The sequence below is a fragment of the Streptomyces sp. NPDC091272 genome, assembly GCF_044757485.1.
Classification (GTDB): Bacteria; Actinomycetota; Actinomycetes; order Streptomycetales; family Streptomycetaceae; genus Streptomyces.
Genome location: NZ_JBIVVC010000018.1, coordinates 63,922 through 78,249, shown reverse-complemented (window position 1 = coordinate 78,249; position 14,328 = coordinate 63,922). Strand labels below are relative to the sequence as shown.

The following is a 14,328-nucleotide window of genomic DNA, read 5'->3' as shown; positions in this document are numbered from 1 at the left end:
AGCTCAGTTCCATACGTGTCCGTCTCAGGACACGCGGTCGTGGAGAGTGCGGCAGCGGCATGGGCCCCAGAAGCGTGGCATCTGCGGCGGGTCGTGTCACAGCCTCTCCAGCGCTCCTGGACCCCGCCTGGACCTGCCCTTGAGCGCGGCTGGAGTAGGCTCCGGTGCCGTGCGCCCACAAGCGCTTTCGGACCCAACACCCTTCCGTACAGCGGGACTTGAGCTGTACTCCGGTCGTACGCGACACCATCGGCCTCCGGAAGAACCGACCCGAGGGCCCGGGAGGCCGCATGAACCCCGCTCCTGAGCATCCGGAGCTCGACCAGCTGTCCGACGACCTGTCCGCGCTGCTCGGCCGGGTCGGTCTCGACCCGGCCGGGGAGCGGCCGGGGCGACGGGACCGCATCGACCTCCGCTTCACCGCAGTGGCCGCCCGGCACCCGGGCCGGATCGCCGCCCAGGACGCCGAGGGCGAAGCGACCTACCTCGAACTGGAGCTGCTCGCCGACGACCTCGCCCGCCGGCTCTCCGGGCGCACCGGGCCCGGCAGTGCGGTGGCGGTGCGGGTCCGGCGGTCCTGCACGGCGGCGGGAGCGGTGCTGGGCGTGCTGCGCTCGGGCGCGGCCGTGCTGCCGCTGGAGCCTGGGCACAATCCGGGGCTGCAGGAGTTCCTGATGCGGGACGCGGGCGCGGCCCTCGTCGTCTCGGACACCGGGCTCATGCGCGACGAGATCCCGGCGGCGAAGGTGGGCCGGTACGTCGTCGGGGTCCGTCCCGCCCCGGCCGTCGCCCGTGAACTCCCCCTGGAATCGGCCTTCCTGGCCCTTCCCGAGGCCGGCGGGCCCCCCGGCCGGGCGGCGGCGGTGCGGCCGGTCTCCCACCTGGACGTGCTGTCCTGGCTGGACGCGGCCCTGCCGATGCTGGACGCCGGACCCGACGACGTGTGGTCCTGCTTCCACTCGACGGGCCTGGACCTCGGGATGCGCGAGATGTGGGGTCCGCTGCTGTCGGGCGGCCGTGCGGTCGTCGTGGACCGGGACACGGCCGGCGACCCGGCCGCCTTCGTCCGGCTGCTGGCCGACCGGCGGGTGACGGTGCTGACCCAGCTGCCGTCGGCGTTCGCCCGCCTGACCGAGGCGGTCCGCGGCTGCTCGCTGCCGGAGCTGCGCCACGTACTGCTGTCGCACGAGCCGGTGGACGCCCCGGTCACCGCCGCGTGGCACGCCGCCGGCGCCGCGCCGCAGGCCGTCGTGCGGGACGTGTCCGGCACGCCGACGGTGCTCTGAGGGAGGCGCACTCGGGCGAGATCCGTCGGATGTCAGCCAGGGGTCGGGCAACCTCAACGGGCAGCCTCAACGGGCGGCCTCCAGCGGCGGTACTCGTCCTGCCGTTCCTGGCTTGGTGGCGGCCTGGTCGCGGGAGGCTTTGAGGAGGTCGTACTGGGCCGAGCTGGTCGAGGTCGGCGCCGCGCGCCTCGCCGGGGAGACGGCATGCTGACCGGTCTGCCGCCTGTACGGCTCGGCCCGCTGCTTCCGCCGCTGCCCCGCCGAACCCCCGCTGCCCGGGTTGCCCACGACGCCGCTTACCGGGCGCTCCTGGTCCACGGAGCAGGGTGCACCGCGTGCGGCTCCGGCGAGGAGTGCTCCGATGGCCGGCGTCCGAGGAATAGCCCCTCGCCAGGAGTCCCCTGGCGGGGCTTGCAGAGGAATCCGGAAAACCCCAACCATCTGACTTGGCCTTCGTGACTTACTTTGAAGATTCGAACCTGACGACGGCTCAGGGAGCAGCAAGAGCGACTCCTCCCCCAAACCATCTGACTTGGTCCGTGACTTACTTTGAAGGTTGCGGCGTGTCGCGGCTCCCCGCTTGTTCCGGTCCGGGACGATCGGCGGATGAGTACGCAGATGTCCGCGGTGCAGTGGGACGAGTTATGGCTGCCGTTGCGGCCGTATGCGACGAACCACTTCCAGGAGGGGATCCGGCGGGAGCGGCGGCCTGTGGCGATGACGCGTCGCTATGTGGAGGCGAACCCGTCGGCTCTGAGCAATCTGCTGGTGGTGGATGTGGACCACTCGGATGCGGTGCTGCGTGCAGTGTCCTCGGTGGACTCGCACCCGTTGCCGAACGCCGTGGTGGAGAACCCGGTGAACGGGCATGCGCATGCGGTGTGGGCTCTGTCGGAGGCAGTGACGCGGACCGAGTACGCCCGGCGCAAGCCACTGGCCTACGCCGCCGCCGTCACCGAGGGGCTGCGCCGGGCACTGGACGGGGATGCGGCGTACTCGGGGCTGATGACCAAGAACCCGCTGCACATGGACTGGAGCACCGAGTGGCTCCACGGTGGTCTCCATACGCTCGGCGGGCTGGAGGAGATGCTGGGCGACCGCATGCCGCCCGCGCGCTGGCGTGAGACCAAGCGCTACCGCACGAACATTTCAGGTCTGGGCCGCAACTGTTCGGTCTTCGAGACGGCGCGGACCTGGGCGTATCGCGAGGTCCGCCATCACTTCGGCAGTCCCGACACCTTGCATGCCGCCATCCACGCGGAAGTCCAGTCCCGGAACACCGAGTTCGCCGAGCCGCTGCCGGCCGGGGAGGCCCGTGCGATCGCCAACAGCATCCACCGGTGGATCACGACACGGTCGCGGATGTGGAAGGACGGCGCGGCCGTGTACGAGGCCACCTTCATCGCCATCCAGTCCGCTCGTGGCAAGAAGAGCGGTAAAGCGCGCGCTGCGCGCGGTAAGGAACGCACCGCAGCAATGCTCGAGTACATGAGGGGAACGTCGTGACGCAGCAGCCCAGCCGTGAGCGCCGTACCGTGACGGCCCGTGAACTTGCGGACCGGTTCGGGGTGTCCCCCCGGACGGTGGTGCGCATGGTCGCCGAGGAACGCGCGGCGTACGAGGACCGGTCCCGGCAGCGCCGGGACCGGATCGTCGAGCTGCACCGTCAGGGGCTCAAGGGGTACGAGATCGCGCGCGAGCTGTCCGTCTCCGCCGGCCTGGTGTCCGTCCGGCTCAAGGAAGCCCGCTCGGCCGGTGCCGATCTCACCCGCTACTCCGCTGTCGGCGAAGGGGAGTGCCACCCGACGTCGGCGGGAGAGAAACCCTCGGACGGAAGGCCCTGACGGAAACCGGCCGGGGCCCGTGGTGTGTCCCCCTCCGGGTCGGATCTCCCCGGCCGGGGCTGCGGCCGGGGCTTCTGCGTGGAGCGGAGGGGCCGGCTCTCGCGCGGGCGGTGCGCCCGCCGTGCGCGGGCTCAGAAGTTGCCGAGGCCGCCGCACACGTTGAGCGCCTGGGCGGTGATGGAGGCCGCCAGGTCGGTGGTCAGATAGCCGACCAGCCCCGCGACCTCCTCGGGGGTGGAGTAGCGGCCCAGCGGTATCTTCGCCTCGAACTGCTCCTGGACGTACTCCTGCGTGGTGTCCCACGCCTGCGCGTACGCGCTGCGTACCCGGGCGGCCATCGGGGTCTCCACATAGCCGGGGCAGACCGCGTTGACGGTCACGCCGGTCGGTGCGAGCTCCTTGCCGAGGGCCTTGGTGAGGCCCACGACGGCGTGCTTGGACGCGGTGTAGGGGGCGCCGAGCAGGACGCCCTGCTTGCCCGCGGTGGAGGCGATGTTGATGATCCGGCCCCAGTCGGCGGTGCCGAGGCCGCCCGCGTTGAGCACCTCGCGGGTCAGCAGGAAGACGCTGTGCAGGTTGGTGGAGACGACGTCGTGCCACAGCTCGTCGCTGACGTCGGCGGTCGCGCCGCCGCCGCTGCGGCCCGCGTTGTTCACCAGGACGCCGACCGGGCCGAAGGTGGAGACGGCCGCCCCCACCAGTTCCCGCACCGCGGCGCGGTCGGTCACGTCGGCCGCCATGCCCTCCGCGGTCAGGCCCTCCTGACGCAGGTCCTCCACCGTCTGCTTGACCGCGCTCTCGGTGCGGGCGCAGAGGAACACCCGGTGTCCGCGGGCCCCCAGGTCGCGCGCGATGGCCAGTCCGATGCCGCTGGTCGCTCCCGTGACCAGGGCCACCGGACTCTCGGGAGCCTTGCCTGTCGCCGTCGCACTCATCGCCGATCCCCTCCGTCGCTCGGTCGGACGCCCCGACTCTCGCGGGAACCACTCGGAGCACGGCAGGAGCGGGGTCGAGCCGGGGCGCCCGCCCGGCCCCCCGAAGGCGCCGGGCGGCCCGGGGTCCGGCGCCGACGGGTCAGATGACGCCCTGGGCGAGCATCGCGTCCGCGACCCGTTCGAAGCCGGCGATGTTGGCGCCGGTGACGTAGTCGCCCGGGGCGCCGTAGCGGGCCGCGGTCTCGTGGCAGACGTCGTGGATCGCGCGCATGATGCCCGCCAGTTCGTCCTCGACCCGGGCGGCGCCCCAGGCCTGCCGGCCCGCGTTCTGGCTCATCTCCAGCGCGCTGACCGCGACTCCGCCCGCGTTCGCCGCCTTGCCGGGGCCGAAGGCGACGCCGGCCTCCTGCAGGACGCGCACCGCTTCGGGCGTGGTGGGCATGTTGGCCCCCTCGGAGACCGCGCGGACCCCGTTGCGTACCAGGGCCAGTGCGTCCGGCGCGGTCAGTTCGTTCTGCGTGGCGGAGGGGAACGCCACGTCCGCGGGGACGTCCCAGACCCGGCCGCCGGGCACGAAGCGGGCGCCGCCGCCCCTGCGCCGTGCGTACTCGCTGACCCGGCCGCGCTCGACCTCCTTGATCTGCTGGAGGAGCGCGAGGTCGATGCCCTTCTCGTCGACGACGTACCCCTGCGAGTCGGAGGCGGTCACCGGGTGCGCACCGAGCTGGCGGAGCTTCTCGATGGTGTACTGCGCGACGTTGCCCGAGCCCGAGACGACGGCGGTCAGCCCGTCCAGGGCGGCCCCGCGCCGCGCCAGCATCTCGGCGGCGAACAGCACGCTGCCGTAACCGGTGGCCTGCGGGCGGATGGCGGAACCGCCCCAGCCCTGGCCCTTGCCGGTCAGCACACCGGCCTCCCAGCGGTTGGTGATGCGCCGGTACTGGCCGAAGAGGTAGCCAATCTCGCGTCCGCCGACGCCGATGTCCCCGGCCGGCACGTCCGTGTACTCGCCGATGTGGCGGTGCAGTTCGGTCATGAAGGACTGGCAGAAGCGCATCACCTCGGCGTCCGACCTGCCGCGCGGGTCGAAGTCGCTGCCGCCCTTGCCGCCGCCGATGCCCAGACCGGTCAGCGCGTTCTTGAAGACCTGCTCGAAGCCGAGGAACTTCACCACGCCGATGTCCACGGACGGGTGGAAGCGCAGACCGCCCTTGTACGGGCCGAGCGCGCTGTTGAACTCGACCCGGAAGCCGCGGTTGACGTGCACGTCACCCCGGTCGTCCTGCCAGGGGACCCGGAAGACGATCTGCCGCTCCGGCTCGGTCAGCCGCTCCACGAGGGCGGCGGCGGGCTCGGCGTACTCCGGGCGCGCCTCGAAGACGGGGGCCAGGGTGTCCAGTACCTCCCGGACCGCCTGGTGGAACTCGGGCTGGGCGGGGTTGCGGCGCTCGATGTCCGCCCGCAGCGCCTCCAGCCGCTGCCGGGAACTGCCGCTGCGGGGGGTGGCGGGGGGAGTCAGGGGCTGGGAGGCCTTCACGGGCCGTTCCTCTCCTCGGTGGGTACGGGGGTCCGTGCCCGTGCCGGTCCTGGTGGCGGCCACTTTCGCGGCCGGCTCTCAAGGTCCGCTCGAAGCCCGCTGGAGCTCCCGCCGACGGGCGGCCCGACGGCCGTAGGATCACGGCTCATTGACGAGATGATGACTCTTCTATGGGCCACTGTTTGCCCGTCAATGCTCCGTTCTGTCCACGACCACGCAGGGGGACCCCACCGTGGAGACCGCACGCCTGGCATCGCTCATCGCCGCGATCAGCACCATGGGACTGGTCAGCGGCCTGTTCTACGGCTTCTCCGTGTCCGTGATGCCGGCTCTGCGGCGCAGCCAGGACGACCGCGGTGTCATCGACACCATGCAGCGCATCAACGTGGCCATCCTCAACGGCTGGTTCGTGCTCGGCTACATCGGCGCGTTCCTGTTCACCGCGGTGGCGCTGGCGCTGCACGTGCCCTCGGACGGCCGTGACGTACTGCCGCCGCTGATCGCGGCGCTGCTGTGCTACCTCGTCTCGATGGGCGTCACCAACAAGGTGAACATCCCGCTGAACAACGCGCTGGAGAAGGCGGGCCCGGTGGCCCGCATCCCCGACCCGACGGCGGTGCGGCGCGCGTTCGAGGGCCCCTGGGCGCGGGCGAACGTGTGGCGGACACTGCTGTGCACGGCCGCGGTCGCCTTCCTGGCGTGGGCACTGGTGCTCAACGGCGGCCTGGGCGCCTGACCCGCGCCGAAGGGGCCCCGCCCGGTGGGACGGAACCCCTTCGGTGAACGCCGCAACGGGTACGTCAGCGGGTGGCGCGGCCGTACAGGACCAGGGCGCGCGCGAGCAGGGTCAGCGCCACCGTGCACAGCAGGGTGCGCACGATGTTGGTGGCGACCCAGGTGGACTTGAACTTCTCCACGATCGAGAAGTCGGTGAGCTTGGCCGCGTTGCCCGCGGCGGCCAGTTCGTTGTTGAGCGGGATGTTCACCGCGAACGTGATCATGAGGACGACGAAGTAGAGCGCGGCGGCGACGGCGACCCAGACGGCGATCTTGCGGCGCCCCTTGCGGAACTCGACGACCGCCGAGGCCACCGCGACGAGCAGGGCGCACACGAAGGCCATGCCGAAGAGGCCGTTGCCGTCGATGTTGGAGTTGAAGTGCTGCATCGCCGTGACGTACGTACGGTTGTCGCCGTCCGCCAGGCCCGGCATGACCGAGACGTCGAAGGCGAAGAACAGTCCGGCCATCAGGCCCACGAGGACGGTGGGGATGAGGATCAGCGCCGTCGAGAGCCTGGTGCCGGCCGTCGCCGGGGCGCCCGGGGCCGCCTGCTGGTACCCCTGCTGCGGATACCCCTGCTGCGGGTGGGGCCCCTGCTGGTAATGCCCCTGCGGGTAGCGCTGGGGCTGTTGGGGCTGCTGGGGGAAGTCGCCGGTGTAGTGCGGGGAGTAGCTCCCGGTCGGGGGGTGGCTCATGGCTGCGTCCTCATCTGAGTGGTCGGAGTACTGCTTGCCCATGGCACGGACATCCGATCGTGGCACTCCCCCGACGCCGCGGACCGGGCTCTTGAACCGTCCTTGAGCGAGGTTCGAGGACGGCCGGCCCGATCCGGCCGGACCGGGCCCGCCCGCGGCCGGTGGTGGGCTCAGTAGCGGTAGTGGTCCGGCTTGTAGGGGCCGTTGACGTCGACGCCGATGTAGTCGGCCTGCTCCTTGCGCAGGGTCGTCAGCTTGACGCCGAGGGCGTCGAGGTGGAGGCGGGCGACCTTCTCGTCGAGGTGCTTGGGCAGCACGTACACGCCGGTCGGGTACTCGGACTGCTTGGTGAACAGCTCGATCTGGGCCAGCGTCTGGTCCGCGAAGGAGTTGGACATCACGAAGGACGGGTGACCGGTCGCGTTGCCCAGGTTCAGCAGACGGCCCTCGGACAGCACGATCAGGACCTTGCCGTCCGGGAACGTCCAGGTGTGCACCTGCGGCTTGACCTCGTCCTTGACGATGCCGTCGATCTTCGCGAGACCGGCCATGTCGATCTCGTTGTCGAAGTGACCGATGTTCCCCACGATCGCCTGGTGCTTCATCCTGGCCATGTCCGCGGCCATGATGATGTCCTTGTTGCCGGTGGTCGTGACGAAGATGTCGGCCGTCTCCACGACGTCGTCGAGGGTGGCGACCTGGTAGCCGTCCATCGCCGCCTGGAGCGCGCAGATGGGGTCGATCTCCGTGACGATCACCCGGGCGCCCTGGCCGCGCAGCGACTCCGCGGAGCCCTTGCCGACGTCGCCGTAGCCGAGGACGACCGCGGTCTTGCCGCCGATGAGAACGTCGGTGGCGCGGTTGATGCCGTCGATCAGCGAGTGCCGGCAGCCGTACTTGTTGTCGAACTTCGACTTCGTCACGGCGTCGTTCACGTTGATCGCCGGGAACAGCAGCTGGCCGTCGCGGTGCATCTCGTACAGCCGGTGGACACCGGTGGTGGTCTCCTCGGTGACCCCGCGGATCTCCGCGGCCAGGGCCGGCCAGTCCAGGTCCGACCTGTGCAGCAGCGCCAGGACCAGCGCCATCTCCTCGTTGTCCGCGGTCGACGGGTCGGGCACCTCGCCCGCCTTGGCGTACTCGACCCCCTTGTGCACCAGGAGGGTCGCGTCGCCGCCGTCGTCGAGGATCATGTTCGGTCCTGCGTGGCCGGGCCAGGTCAGCGCCTGCTCCGTGCACCACCAGTACTCCTCCAGCGTCTCGCCCTTCCAGGCGAACACCGGGATCCCGGCGGCGGCTATCGCGGCGGCCGCGTGGTCCTGGGTGGAGTAGATGTTGCAGGACACCCAGCGGACCTCGGCGCCGAGGGCCACCAGGGTCTCGATGAGCACGGCCGTCTGGATGGTCATGTGCAGCGAGCCGGTGATGCGGGCGCCCGCCAGCGGCTGCGCGGCGGCGTACTCGCGGCGGATCGACATCAAGCCGGGCATCTCGTGCTCGGCCAGGGTGATCTCCTTGCGGCCGAACCCGGCGAGGGAGAGGTCGGCGACCTTGAAGTCGGTGAAGTCCATCGGGGCTACTCCGTGGTGTTGTTCGTGAGGGATGGCTGGTGCGGGGTACGGGACGGGGTACGGGTCCTGGCCCTGGGGGCCAGGCCGAGGTTCTGGTGGATCTCCAGCGTCGCGGTGGACTTGTTGAGGGTGATGTAGTGCAGTCCCGGCGCTCCCTCGGCGAGGAGGCGCTGCGACATGGCGGTGGCGTACTCGACGCCGATCCGGTGTCCGTCGGCCGGGTTGTCGCGCGCCGCCTCCAGCCGCTGCGCGAGGGCGTCGGGGAAGCGGGCGTCGCTCAGCTCGGAGAAGCGCCGGATCTGGCGGAAGTCGGTCGCGGGCATGATCTCGGGGATGACCGGCGTCAGACAGCCCACCGACATGAGCCGGTCGCGCAGCCGCAGGTAGTCCTCCACGTGGAAGAACATCTGCGTGATCGCGTAGTCGGCCCCCGCCCTGCACTTGGCGGCGAAGTGCCGGATGTCGTCGGTCCAGCCCAAAGAGCGCGGGTGCCGCTCGGGGAACGCCGCCACCCCCACGCTGAAGTCACCCAACTGCCGGATCATGCTGACCAGTTCGTGGGCGTGCGTGAATCCGTCCGGGTGCGGGGTCCAGGCGCCGCGCGGGTCGCCCGGCGGGTCGCCGCGCAGCGCGAGGACGTCCCGGATGCCCGCGTCGGCGTACTGGCCGATGATCTGGCGCAGCTCGGCGCGGGTGTGCCCGACCGCGGTGAGGTGCGCGACCGGGCGCAGGGTCGTCTCGGTCGCGATCCGCTTGGTGACCTCCACGGTGCGGTCCCGCGACGATCCCCCCGCCCCGTAGGTGACGGAGACGAAGGAGGGCGCGTACGCCTCGATGCGGCGGATCGCGTTCCACAGCGTCCGCTCGCCCGCCGGCGTCTTCGGCGGGAAGAACTCGAAGGAGTACGAGCGCCGCCCGTCGGCCAGCACCTCGCGCACGGTGGGGCGTGGGTTCGGCAGGGCTCCCGGCGCCGCGGCCGGGGCCGCGCGTTCGGCGAAGACAGCTGTCAAGGGGATCGTTCCTTCCGGTGTCGGCGGGCCGCGGGTCCGGGGCCGCGGGTCGGGGGCCTCGGGTCGGGGGCCTCGGGTCCGGGGCCCGTGTCGGGCCGTGGCTCAGCGGGCGTTGAAGTACGTGGCCGCGGGGTGGTGGATGACGATCGCGTCGGTGGACTGCTCCGGGTGGAGCTGGAACTCCTCCGAGAGGTGCACGCCGATCCGTTCCGGCCCGAGCAGGTCGGCGATCTTGGCGCGGTCCTCCAGGTTCGGGCAGGCGCCGTAGCCGAGCGAGAAGCGCGCGCCGCGGTACTTGAGCGCGAACATGTCCTCGACGTCGGCGGGGTCCTCGCCGGCGAAGCCGAGCTCGGAGCGGACCCGTGCGTGCCAGTACTCGGCCAGGGCCTCCGCCAACTGGACGGACAGGCCGTGCAGTTCGAGGTAGTCGCGGTAAGCGTTGGCCTCGAAGAGCTTGGCGGTCTCCTCGCCGATCCGCGAGCCGACGGTGACGACCTGGAGGCCGACCACGTCCACCTCGCCGGTCTCCTCGGGACGGAAGAAGTCCGCGAGGCACAGCCGGCGGCCGCCGCGTTGGCGGGGGAAGGTGAACCGGGTGCGCTCCAGGCCCTGCTCGTCCAGCAGGATCAGGTCGTCGCCCTTGGAGACGCAGGGGAAGTAGCCGTGCACGACGGCCGCCTCCAGCAGGTTCTCGGTGTGCAGCTTGTCCAGGAGCCCGCGCAGCCGGGGCCTGCCCTCGCTCTCCACCAGTTCCTCGTAGGTCGCTCCGCCCGCACGGGCCTGCTTGAGGCCCCACTGCCCCTTGAAGAGGGCGGCCTCGTCGAGCCAGGAGGCGTACTCCTTGAGCTGGATGCCCTTGACGACGCGGGTGCCCCAGAAGGGCGGCGTGGGTACGGGGTTGTCGGTGGCGGTGTCGGAGCGGGCCGCCCCCTTCTCATCGGGGAGCTCCTCGACGGGCGGGGCCACGGCGGCGGCGCGCACCCGGCGCTGTTTCAGGGGCGGGAGTTCGACGCCGGGCACCCCGCGCTTGACGCCCATCAGCGCGTCCATCAGGCGTAGGCCCTCGAAGGCGTCGCGGGCGTAGCGCACCTCGCCCTCGTAGATCTCGTGCAGGTCCTGTTCCACGTACGCCCTGGTCAGCGCGGCGCCACCGAGGATGACCGGGTAGTCGGCGGCCATCTTGCGCTGGTTGAGCTCCTCCAGGTTCTCCTTCATGATCACCGTGGACTTCACCAGCAGACCGGACATGCCGATGACGTCGGCCCTGTGCTCCGTGGCCGCTTCGAGGATCGCGGAGACGGGCTGCTTGATGCCGATGTTGATCACGTTGTAGCCGTTGTTGGAGAGGATGATGTCGACGAGGTTCTTGCCGATGTCGTGGACGTCGCCGCGGACGGTGGCCAGCACGATGGTGCCCTTGCCGTCGGCGTCCGACTTCTCCATGTGCGGTTCGAGATGGGCCACGGCCGTCTTCATGACTTCGGCGGACTGGAGCACGAACGGCAGCTGCATCTGGCCGGAGCCGAACAGCTCACCGACCACCTTCATGCCTTCCAGCAGGGTGTCGTTGACGATGTCCAGGGCAGGGCGGGCGGTCAGCGCCTCGTCGAGATCGGCTTCGAGCCCGTTCTTCTCGCCGTCGATGATGCGGCGCTGCAGCCGCTCGTCCAGCGGGAGCGCCATCAGCTCCTCGGCCCGGCCCGCCTTCAGGGACTTGGTGTTGACGCCCTCGAAGAGTGCCATCAGCTTCTGCAGCGGGTCGTAGCCCTCCGCGCGGCGGTCGTGGATCAGGTCGAGTGCGGTACGCACCTGCTCGTCGTCGAAGCGGGCGATCGGCAGGATCTTCGAGGCGTGCACGATCGCGGAGTCCAGGCCCGCCTTGACGCATTCGTCGAGGAAGACCGAGTTCAGCAGCACCCGGGCGGCCGGGTTGAGGCCGAAGGAGATGTTGGACAGGCCCAGGGTGGTCTGGACGTCGGGGTGGCGCCTCTTGAGCTCGCGGATCGCGCCGATGGTGGCGACGCCGTCCCCCCGGGACTCCTCCTGGCCTGTGCAGATGGTGAAGGTCAGGACGTCGACGAGGATGTCCGACTCGTGGATGCCCCAGTTGCCGGTGAGGTCGTCGATCAGGCGCTCCGCGATGGCCACCTTGTGCTCGACGGTGCGGGCCTGGCCCTCCTCGTCGATGGTCAGCGCGATGAGCGCGGAGCCGTGCTCCTGGGCGAGGGCGGTGACCTTGGCGAAGCGGGACTCGGGGCCGTCGCCGTCCTCGTAGTTGACCGAGTTGATGACCGTGCGCCCGCCGAGTTTCTCCAACCCGGCCTGCAACACGGGCAGTTCGGTGGAGTCCAGCACGACCGGCAGAGTGGAGGCGGTGGCGAAGCGCCCGGCGAGTTCCTTCATGTCGGCGACGCCGTCGCGGCCCACGTAGTCCACACACAGGTCCACCATGTGGGCGCCCTCGCGGATCTGGTCGCGGACCATCTCCACGCAGTCGTCCCAGCGGGCCTCCAGCATGGCCTCGCGGAACTTCTTCGACCCGTTGGCGTTCGTACGCTCCCCGATCGCCAGGTACGAGGTGTCCTGGCGGAACGGCACCGCCTGGTACAGCGAGGACGCCCCCGCCTCCGGGCTCGGCCTCCGCACGGACGGGGTCAACTCCCGTACGCGCTCAACCACTTGACGCAGGTGCTCGGGTGTCGTGCCGCAGCAGCCGCCGACCAGCGAGAGGCCGTAGTCCCGTACGAACTGCTCCTGCGCGTCCGCCAGCTCGGCGGCGGACAGCGGGTAGTGCGCGCCGTCCTTGGTGAGGACCGGCAGGCCCGCGTTGGGCATGCAGGACAGCTGGATCCTGGCGTGCCGGGCCAGGTGGCGCAGGTGCTCGGTCATCTCGGCGGGGCCGGTCGCGCAGTTCAGCCCGATCATGTCGATGCCCAGCGGCTCCAGCGAGGTCAGCGCCGCACCGATCTCGGAGCCGAGCAGCATGGTGCCCGTCGTCTCGACCGTCACCGAGCAGATCAGCGGGACCCGCAGACCGGCCGCCTCCATCGCCCGGCGGGCGCCGACCAGGGAGGACTTGGTCTGCAACAGGTCCTGGGTGGTCTCCACGAGGAGCGCGTCGGCGCCGCCGGCGAGCAGGCCCTCCGCGTTGGTCTGGTAGGCGTCGCGGAGGGTCGCGTAGTCGATGTGCCCGAGGGTGGGCAGTTTCGTACCCGGGCCCATCGAGCCGAGCACCCAGCGCTGGCGGCCAGTGGCCGCGGTGAACTCGTCGGCGACCTCGCGGGCGATCCGGGCACCGGCCTCGGCGAGCTCGAAGTTCCGCTCGACGATCTCGTACTCGGCGAGGGCGGCGTGGTTGGTGCCGAAGGTGTTCGTCTCGACGCAGTCCACGCCCGCCGCGAAGTACTCCTGGTGCACGGAGCGCACGATGTCGGGGCGGGTCACGTTGAGGATCTCGTTGCAGCCCTCCAGCTGCTGGAAGTCCTCCAGGGTGGGGTCCTGCGCCTGCAGCATCGTCCCCATGGCGCCGTCGGCGACGACGACCCGGGTGGCGAACGCCTCGCGGAGCGCGTCGGCGCGGGCCCGCGCGGCGGACAGGGCGTCGGTGTGGCCCCCGGCCCGGCGGGTGCGGCTGTCGGCGGTGCTCACGACCGGTCTCCCCTGGTCTCCAGCACGGCCGCCAGCTGCTCCGCCGCGCCGGCGCCGTAGGCCGCCTCGACGGTGGCGAGCAGAACGCCGGGACCGGCCTCGTACGACTGGGAGCCCACCGCCGTGAGCGCCAACGCGGCCATCGCACAGCCCAGCTGGGCGGCCGGTTCCAGGGCCGCGCCCTTGCTCACCGCGGCGAGGAAGCCGGCCCGGAAGGCGTCGCCGACCCCGGTCGGGTCCTCGGCGGGGACGTCGGGGACGGCGCCGACGGTGACGGTGGTGGTCTCCGCGCCCTCCTTGCGTTCGATGCGTACGCCCTGCGCCCCGAGGGTGGTCACCCAGGTGCCGACCCGGGCGAGCACCTCGTCCGCGCTCCACCCGGTGCGCTCGCGCAGCAGGGCGGACTCGTACTCGTTGGTGAACAGCCAGCGCGCCCCCTCGACGAGGGCGCGCACCTCCTCGCGGTCGAGCCGGGCGAGCTGCTGGGAGGGGTCGGCGGCGAACGGGATGCCCAGCTCCCGGCACTGGCCGGTGTGCCGGAGCATGGCGCCCGGATCGTTGGGCGAGATCAGTACCAGGTCCAACGGGCCGCAGCTGAGCGCGAGTTCGCACAGGTCGATCGCTGCGGCCTCCGCCATGGCGCCCGCGTAGAAGGAGGCGATCTGGTTGGAGTCCTGGTCGGTCATGCACATGAAACGGGCGGTCTGGTGGGCCCCCGAGACGTGCACACCCGCGGTGTCCACGCCGTGCTCCTTGAGCCAGACCTCGTACTCGGCGAAGTCGGCGCCGACGGCCCCGGCGAGCAGGGGGCTGAGCCCCAGCTCGCCGAGTCCGTAGGCGATGTTGGCCGCCACCCCTCCCCGCCGCACCTCCAGGGTGTCGACGAGGAAGGACAGCGAGAGGTGTGCCAGCTGGTCGGGGAGCAGCTGGTCGACGAACCGGCCCGGAAAGGCCATGAGGTGATCCGTGGCGACGGATCCTGTCACCGCTATGCGCACTTGGGTCTCCTGCGGACTGGTTTC

Annotated in this window: 12 protein-coding genes; 4 read left to right on the top strand and 8 right to left on the bottom strand. The window is 71.1% G+C overall.

Annotation, left to right across the window (positions count from 1 at the left end; translation table 11 throughout):
• The first annotated feature begins 290 nt into the window (after positions 1-290).
• Complete coding sequence (locus tag ACIQM4_RS33245) at positions 291-1,286, top strand: AMP-binding protein (RefSeq protein ID WP_401599095.1); 996 nt, start codon at positions 291-293, stop codon at positions 1,284-1,286.
• A gap of 66 nt (positions 1,287-1,352) precedes the next feature.
• Here ACIQM4_RS33245 and ACIQM4_RS33240 read toward each other — a convergent pair whose 3' ends face one another.
• On the bottom strand, positions 1,353-1,604 hold the full coding sequence (locus tag ACIQM4_RS33240) for a hypothetical protein (RefSeq protein ID WP_401599094.1): 252 nt from the start codon (positions 1,602-1,604) through the stop codon (positions 1,353-1,355).
• A 288-nt stretch (positions 1,605-1,892) separates the two neighbouring features.
• On the opposite strand from ACIQM4_RS33240, the gene ACIQM4_RS33235 reads away from it, so the two are divergent.
• On the top strand, positions 1,893-2,792 hold the full coding sequence (locus tag ACIQM4_RS33235) for a replication initiation protein (protein WP_401599092.1): 900 nt from the start codon (positions 1,893-1,895) through the stop codon (positions 2,790-2,792).
• Positions 2,789-3,130, top strand: a complete 342-nt coding sequence (locus ACIQM4_RS33230; RefSeq protein WP_401599091.1) for a hypothetical protein — start codon at positions 2,789-2,791, stop codon at positions 3,128-3,130. The genes ACIQM4_RS33235 and ACIQM4_RS33230 overlap by 4 nt, the downstream gene beginning before the upstream one ends.
• 131 nt (positions 3,131-3,261) lie before the next feature.
• Here the strand turns inward: ACIQM4_RS33230 and ACIQM4_RS33225 are convergent, their stop codons facing one another.
• Together ACIQM4_RS33225 and gdhA are read right to left on the bottom strand one after the other, a co-directional pair.
• The gene (locus ACIQM4_RS33225; protein WP_401599089.1) at positions 3,262-4,065 is read right to left on the bottom strand and encodes an SDR family NAD(P)-dependent oxidoreductase; all 804 of its coding nucleotides are present in this window, start codon (positions 4,063-4,065) and stop codon (positions 3,262-3,264) included.
• Positions 4,066-4,204: 139 nt separating this feature from the next.
• A complete protein-coding gene (gene gdhA / locus ACIQM4_RS33220) occupies positions 4,205-5,539 on the bottom strand; it encodes an NADP-specific glutamate dehydrogenase (RefSeq protein WP_401599192.1) in 1,335 nt (444 codons plus the stop codon).
• 295 nt (positions 5,540-5,834) lie between these two features.
• Between gdhA and ACIQM4_RS33215 the strand changes: the two genes are divergently transcribed.
• Positions 5,835-6,338, top strand: a complete 504-nt coding sequence (locus ACIQM4_RS33215) for a DUF1772 domain-containing protein (protein ID WP_401599088.1) — start codon at positions 5,835-5,837, stop codon at positions 6,336-6,338.
• Between the two features lie 64 nt (positions 6,339-6,402).
• Here the strand turns inward: ACIQM4_RS33215 and ACIQM4_RS33210 are convergent, their stop codons facing one another.
• The 5 genes from ACIQM4_RS33210 to ACIQM4_RS33190 all read right to left on the bottom strand — a co-directional run bounded on the left by ACIQM4_RS33210 (position 6,403) and on the right by ACIQM4_RS33190 (position 14,304).
• Entirely contained in the window at positions 6,403-7,077 is a 675-nt protein-coding gene (locus ACIQM4_RS33210; protein ID WP_401599086.1) for a DUF1772 domain-containing protein, read from the bottom strand.
• A gap of 170 nt (positions 7,078-7,247) precedes the next feature.
• Complete coding sequence (gene ahcY / locus ACIQM4_RS33205) at positions 7,248-8,648, bottom strand: adenosylhomocysteinase (protein ID WP_401599085.1); 1,401 nt, start codon at positions 8,646-8,648, stop codon at positions 7,248-7,250.
• Between the two features lie 5 nt (positions 8,649-8,653).
• Positions 8,654-9,607: a methylenetetrahydrofolate reductase [NAD(P)H] gene (metF, locus tag ACIQM4_RS33200; RefSeq protein ID WP_401599190.1), complete on the bottom strand. Its 954-nt coding sequence runs from the start codon at positions 9,605-9,607 to the stop codon at positions 8,654-8,656.
• Between the two features lie 153 nt (positions 9,608-9,760).
• Complete coding sequence (gene metH, locus ACIQM4_RS33195) at positions 9,761-13,255, bottom strand: methionine synthase (protein ID WP_401599188.1); 3,495 nt, start codon at positions 13,253-13,255, stop codon at positions 9,761-9,763.
• A 47-nt stretch (positions 13,256-13,302) separates the two neighbouring features.
• Positions 13,303-14,304, bottom strand: a complete 1,002-nt coding sequence (locus tag ACIQM4_RS33190; RefSeq protein ID WP_401599083.1) for a carbohydrate kinase family protein — start codon at positions 14,302-14,304, stop codon at positions 13,303-13,305.
• Positions 14,305-14,328: the final 24 nt, after the last annotated feature.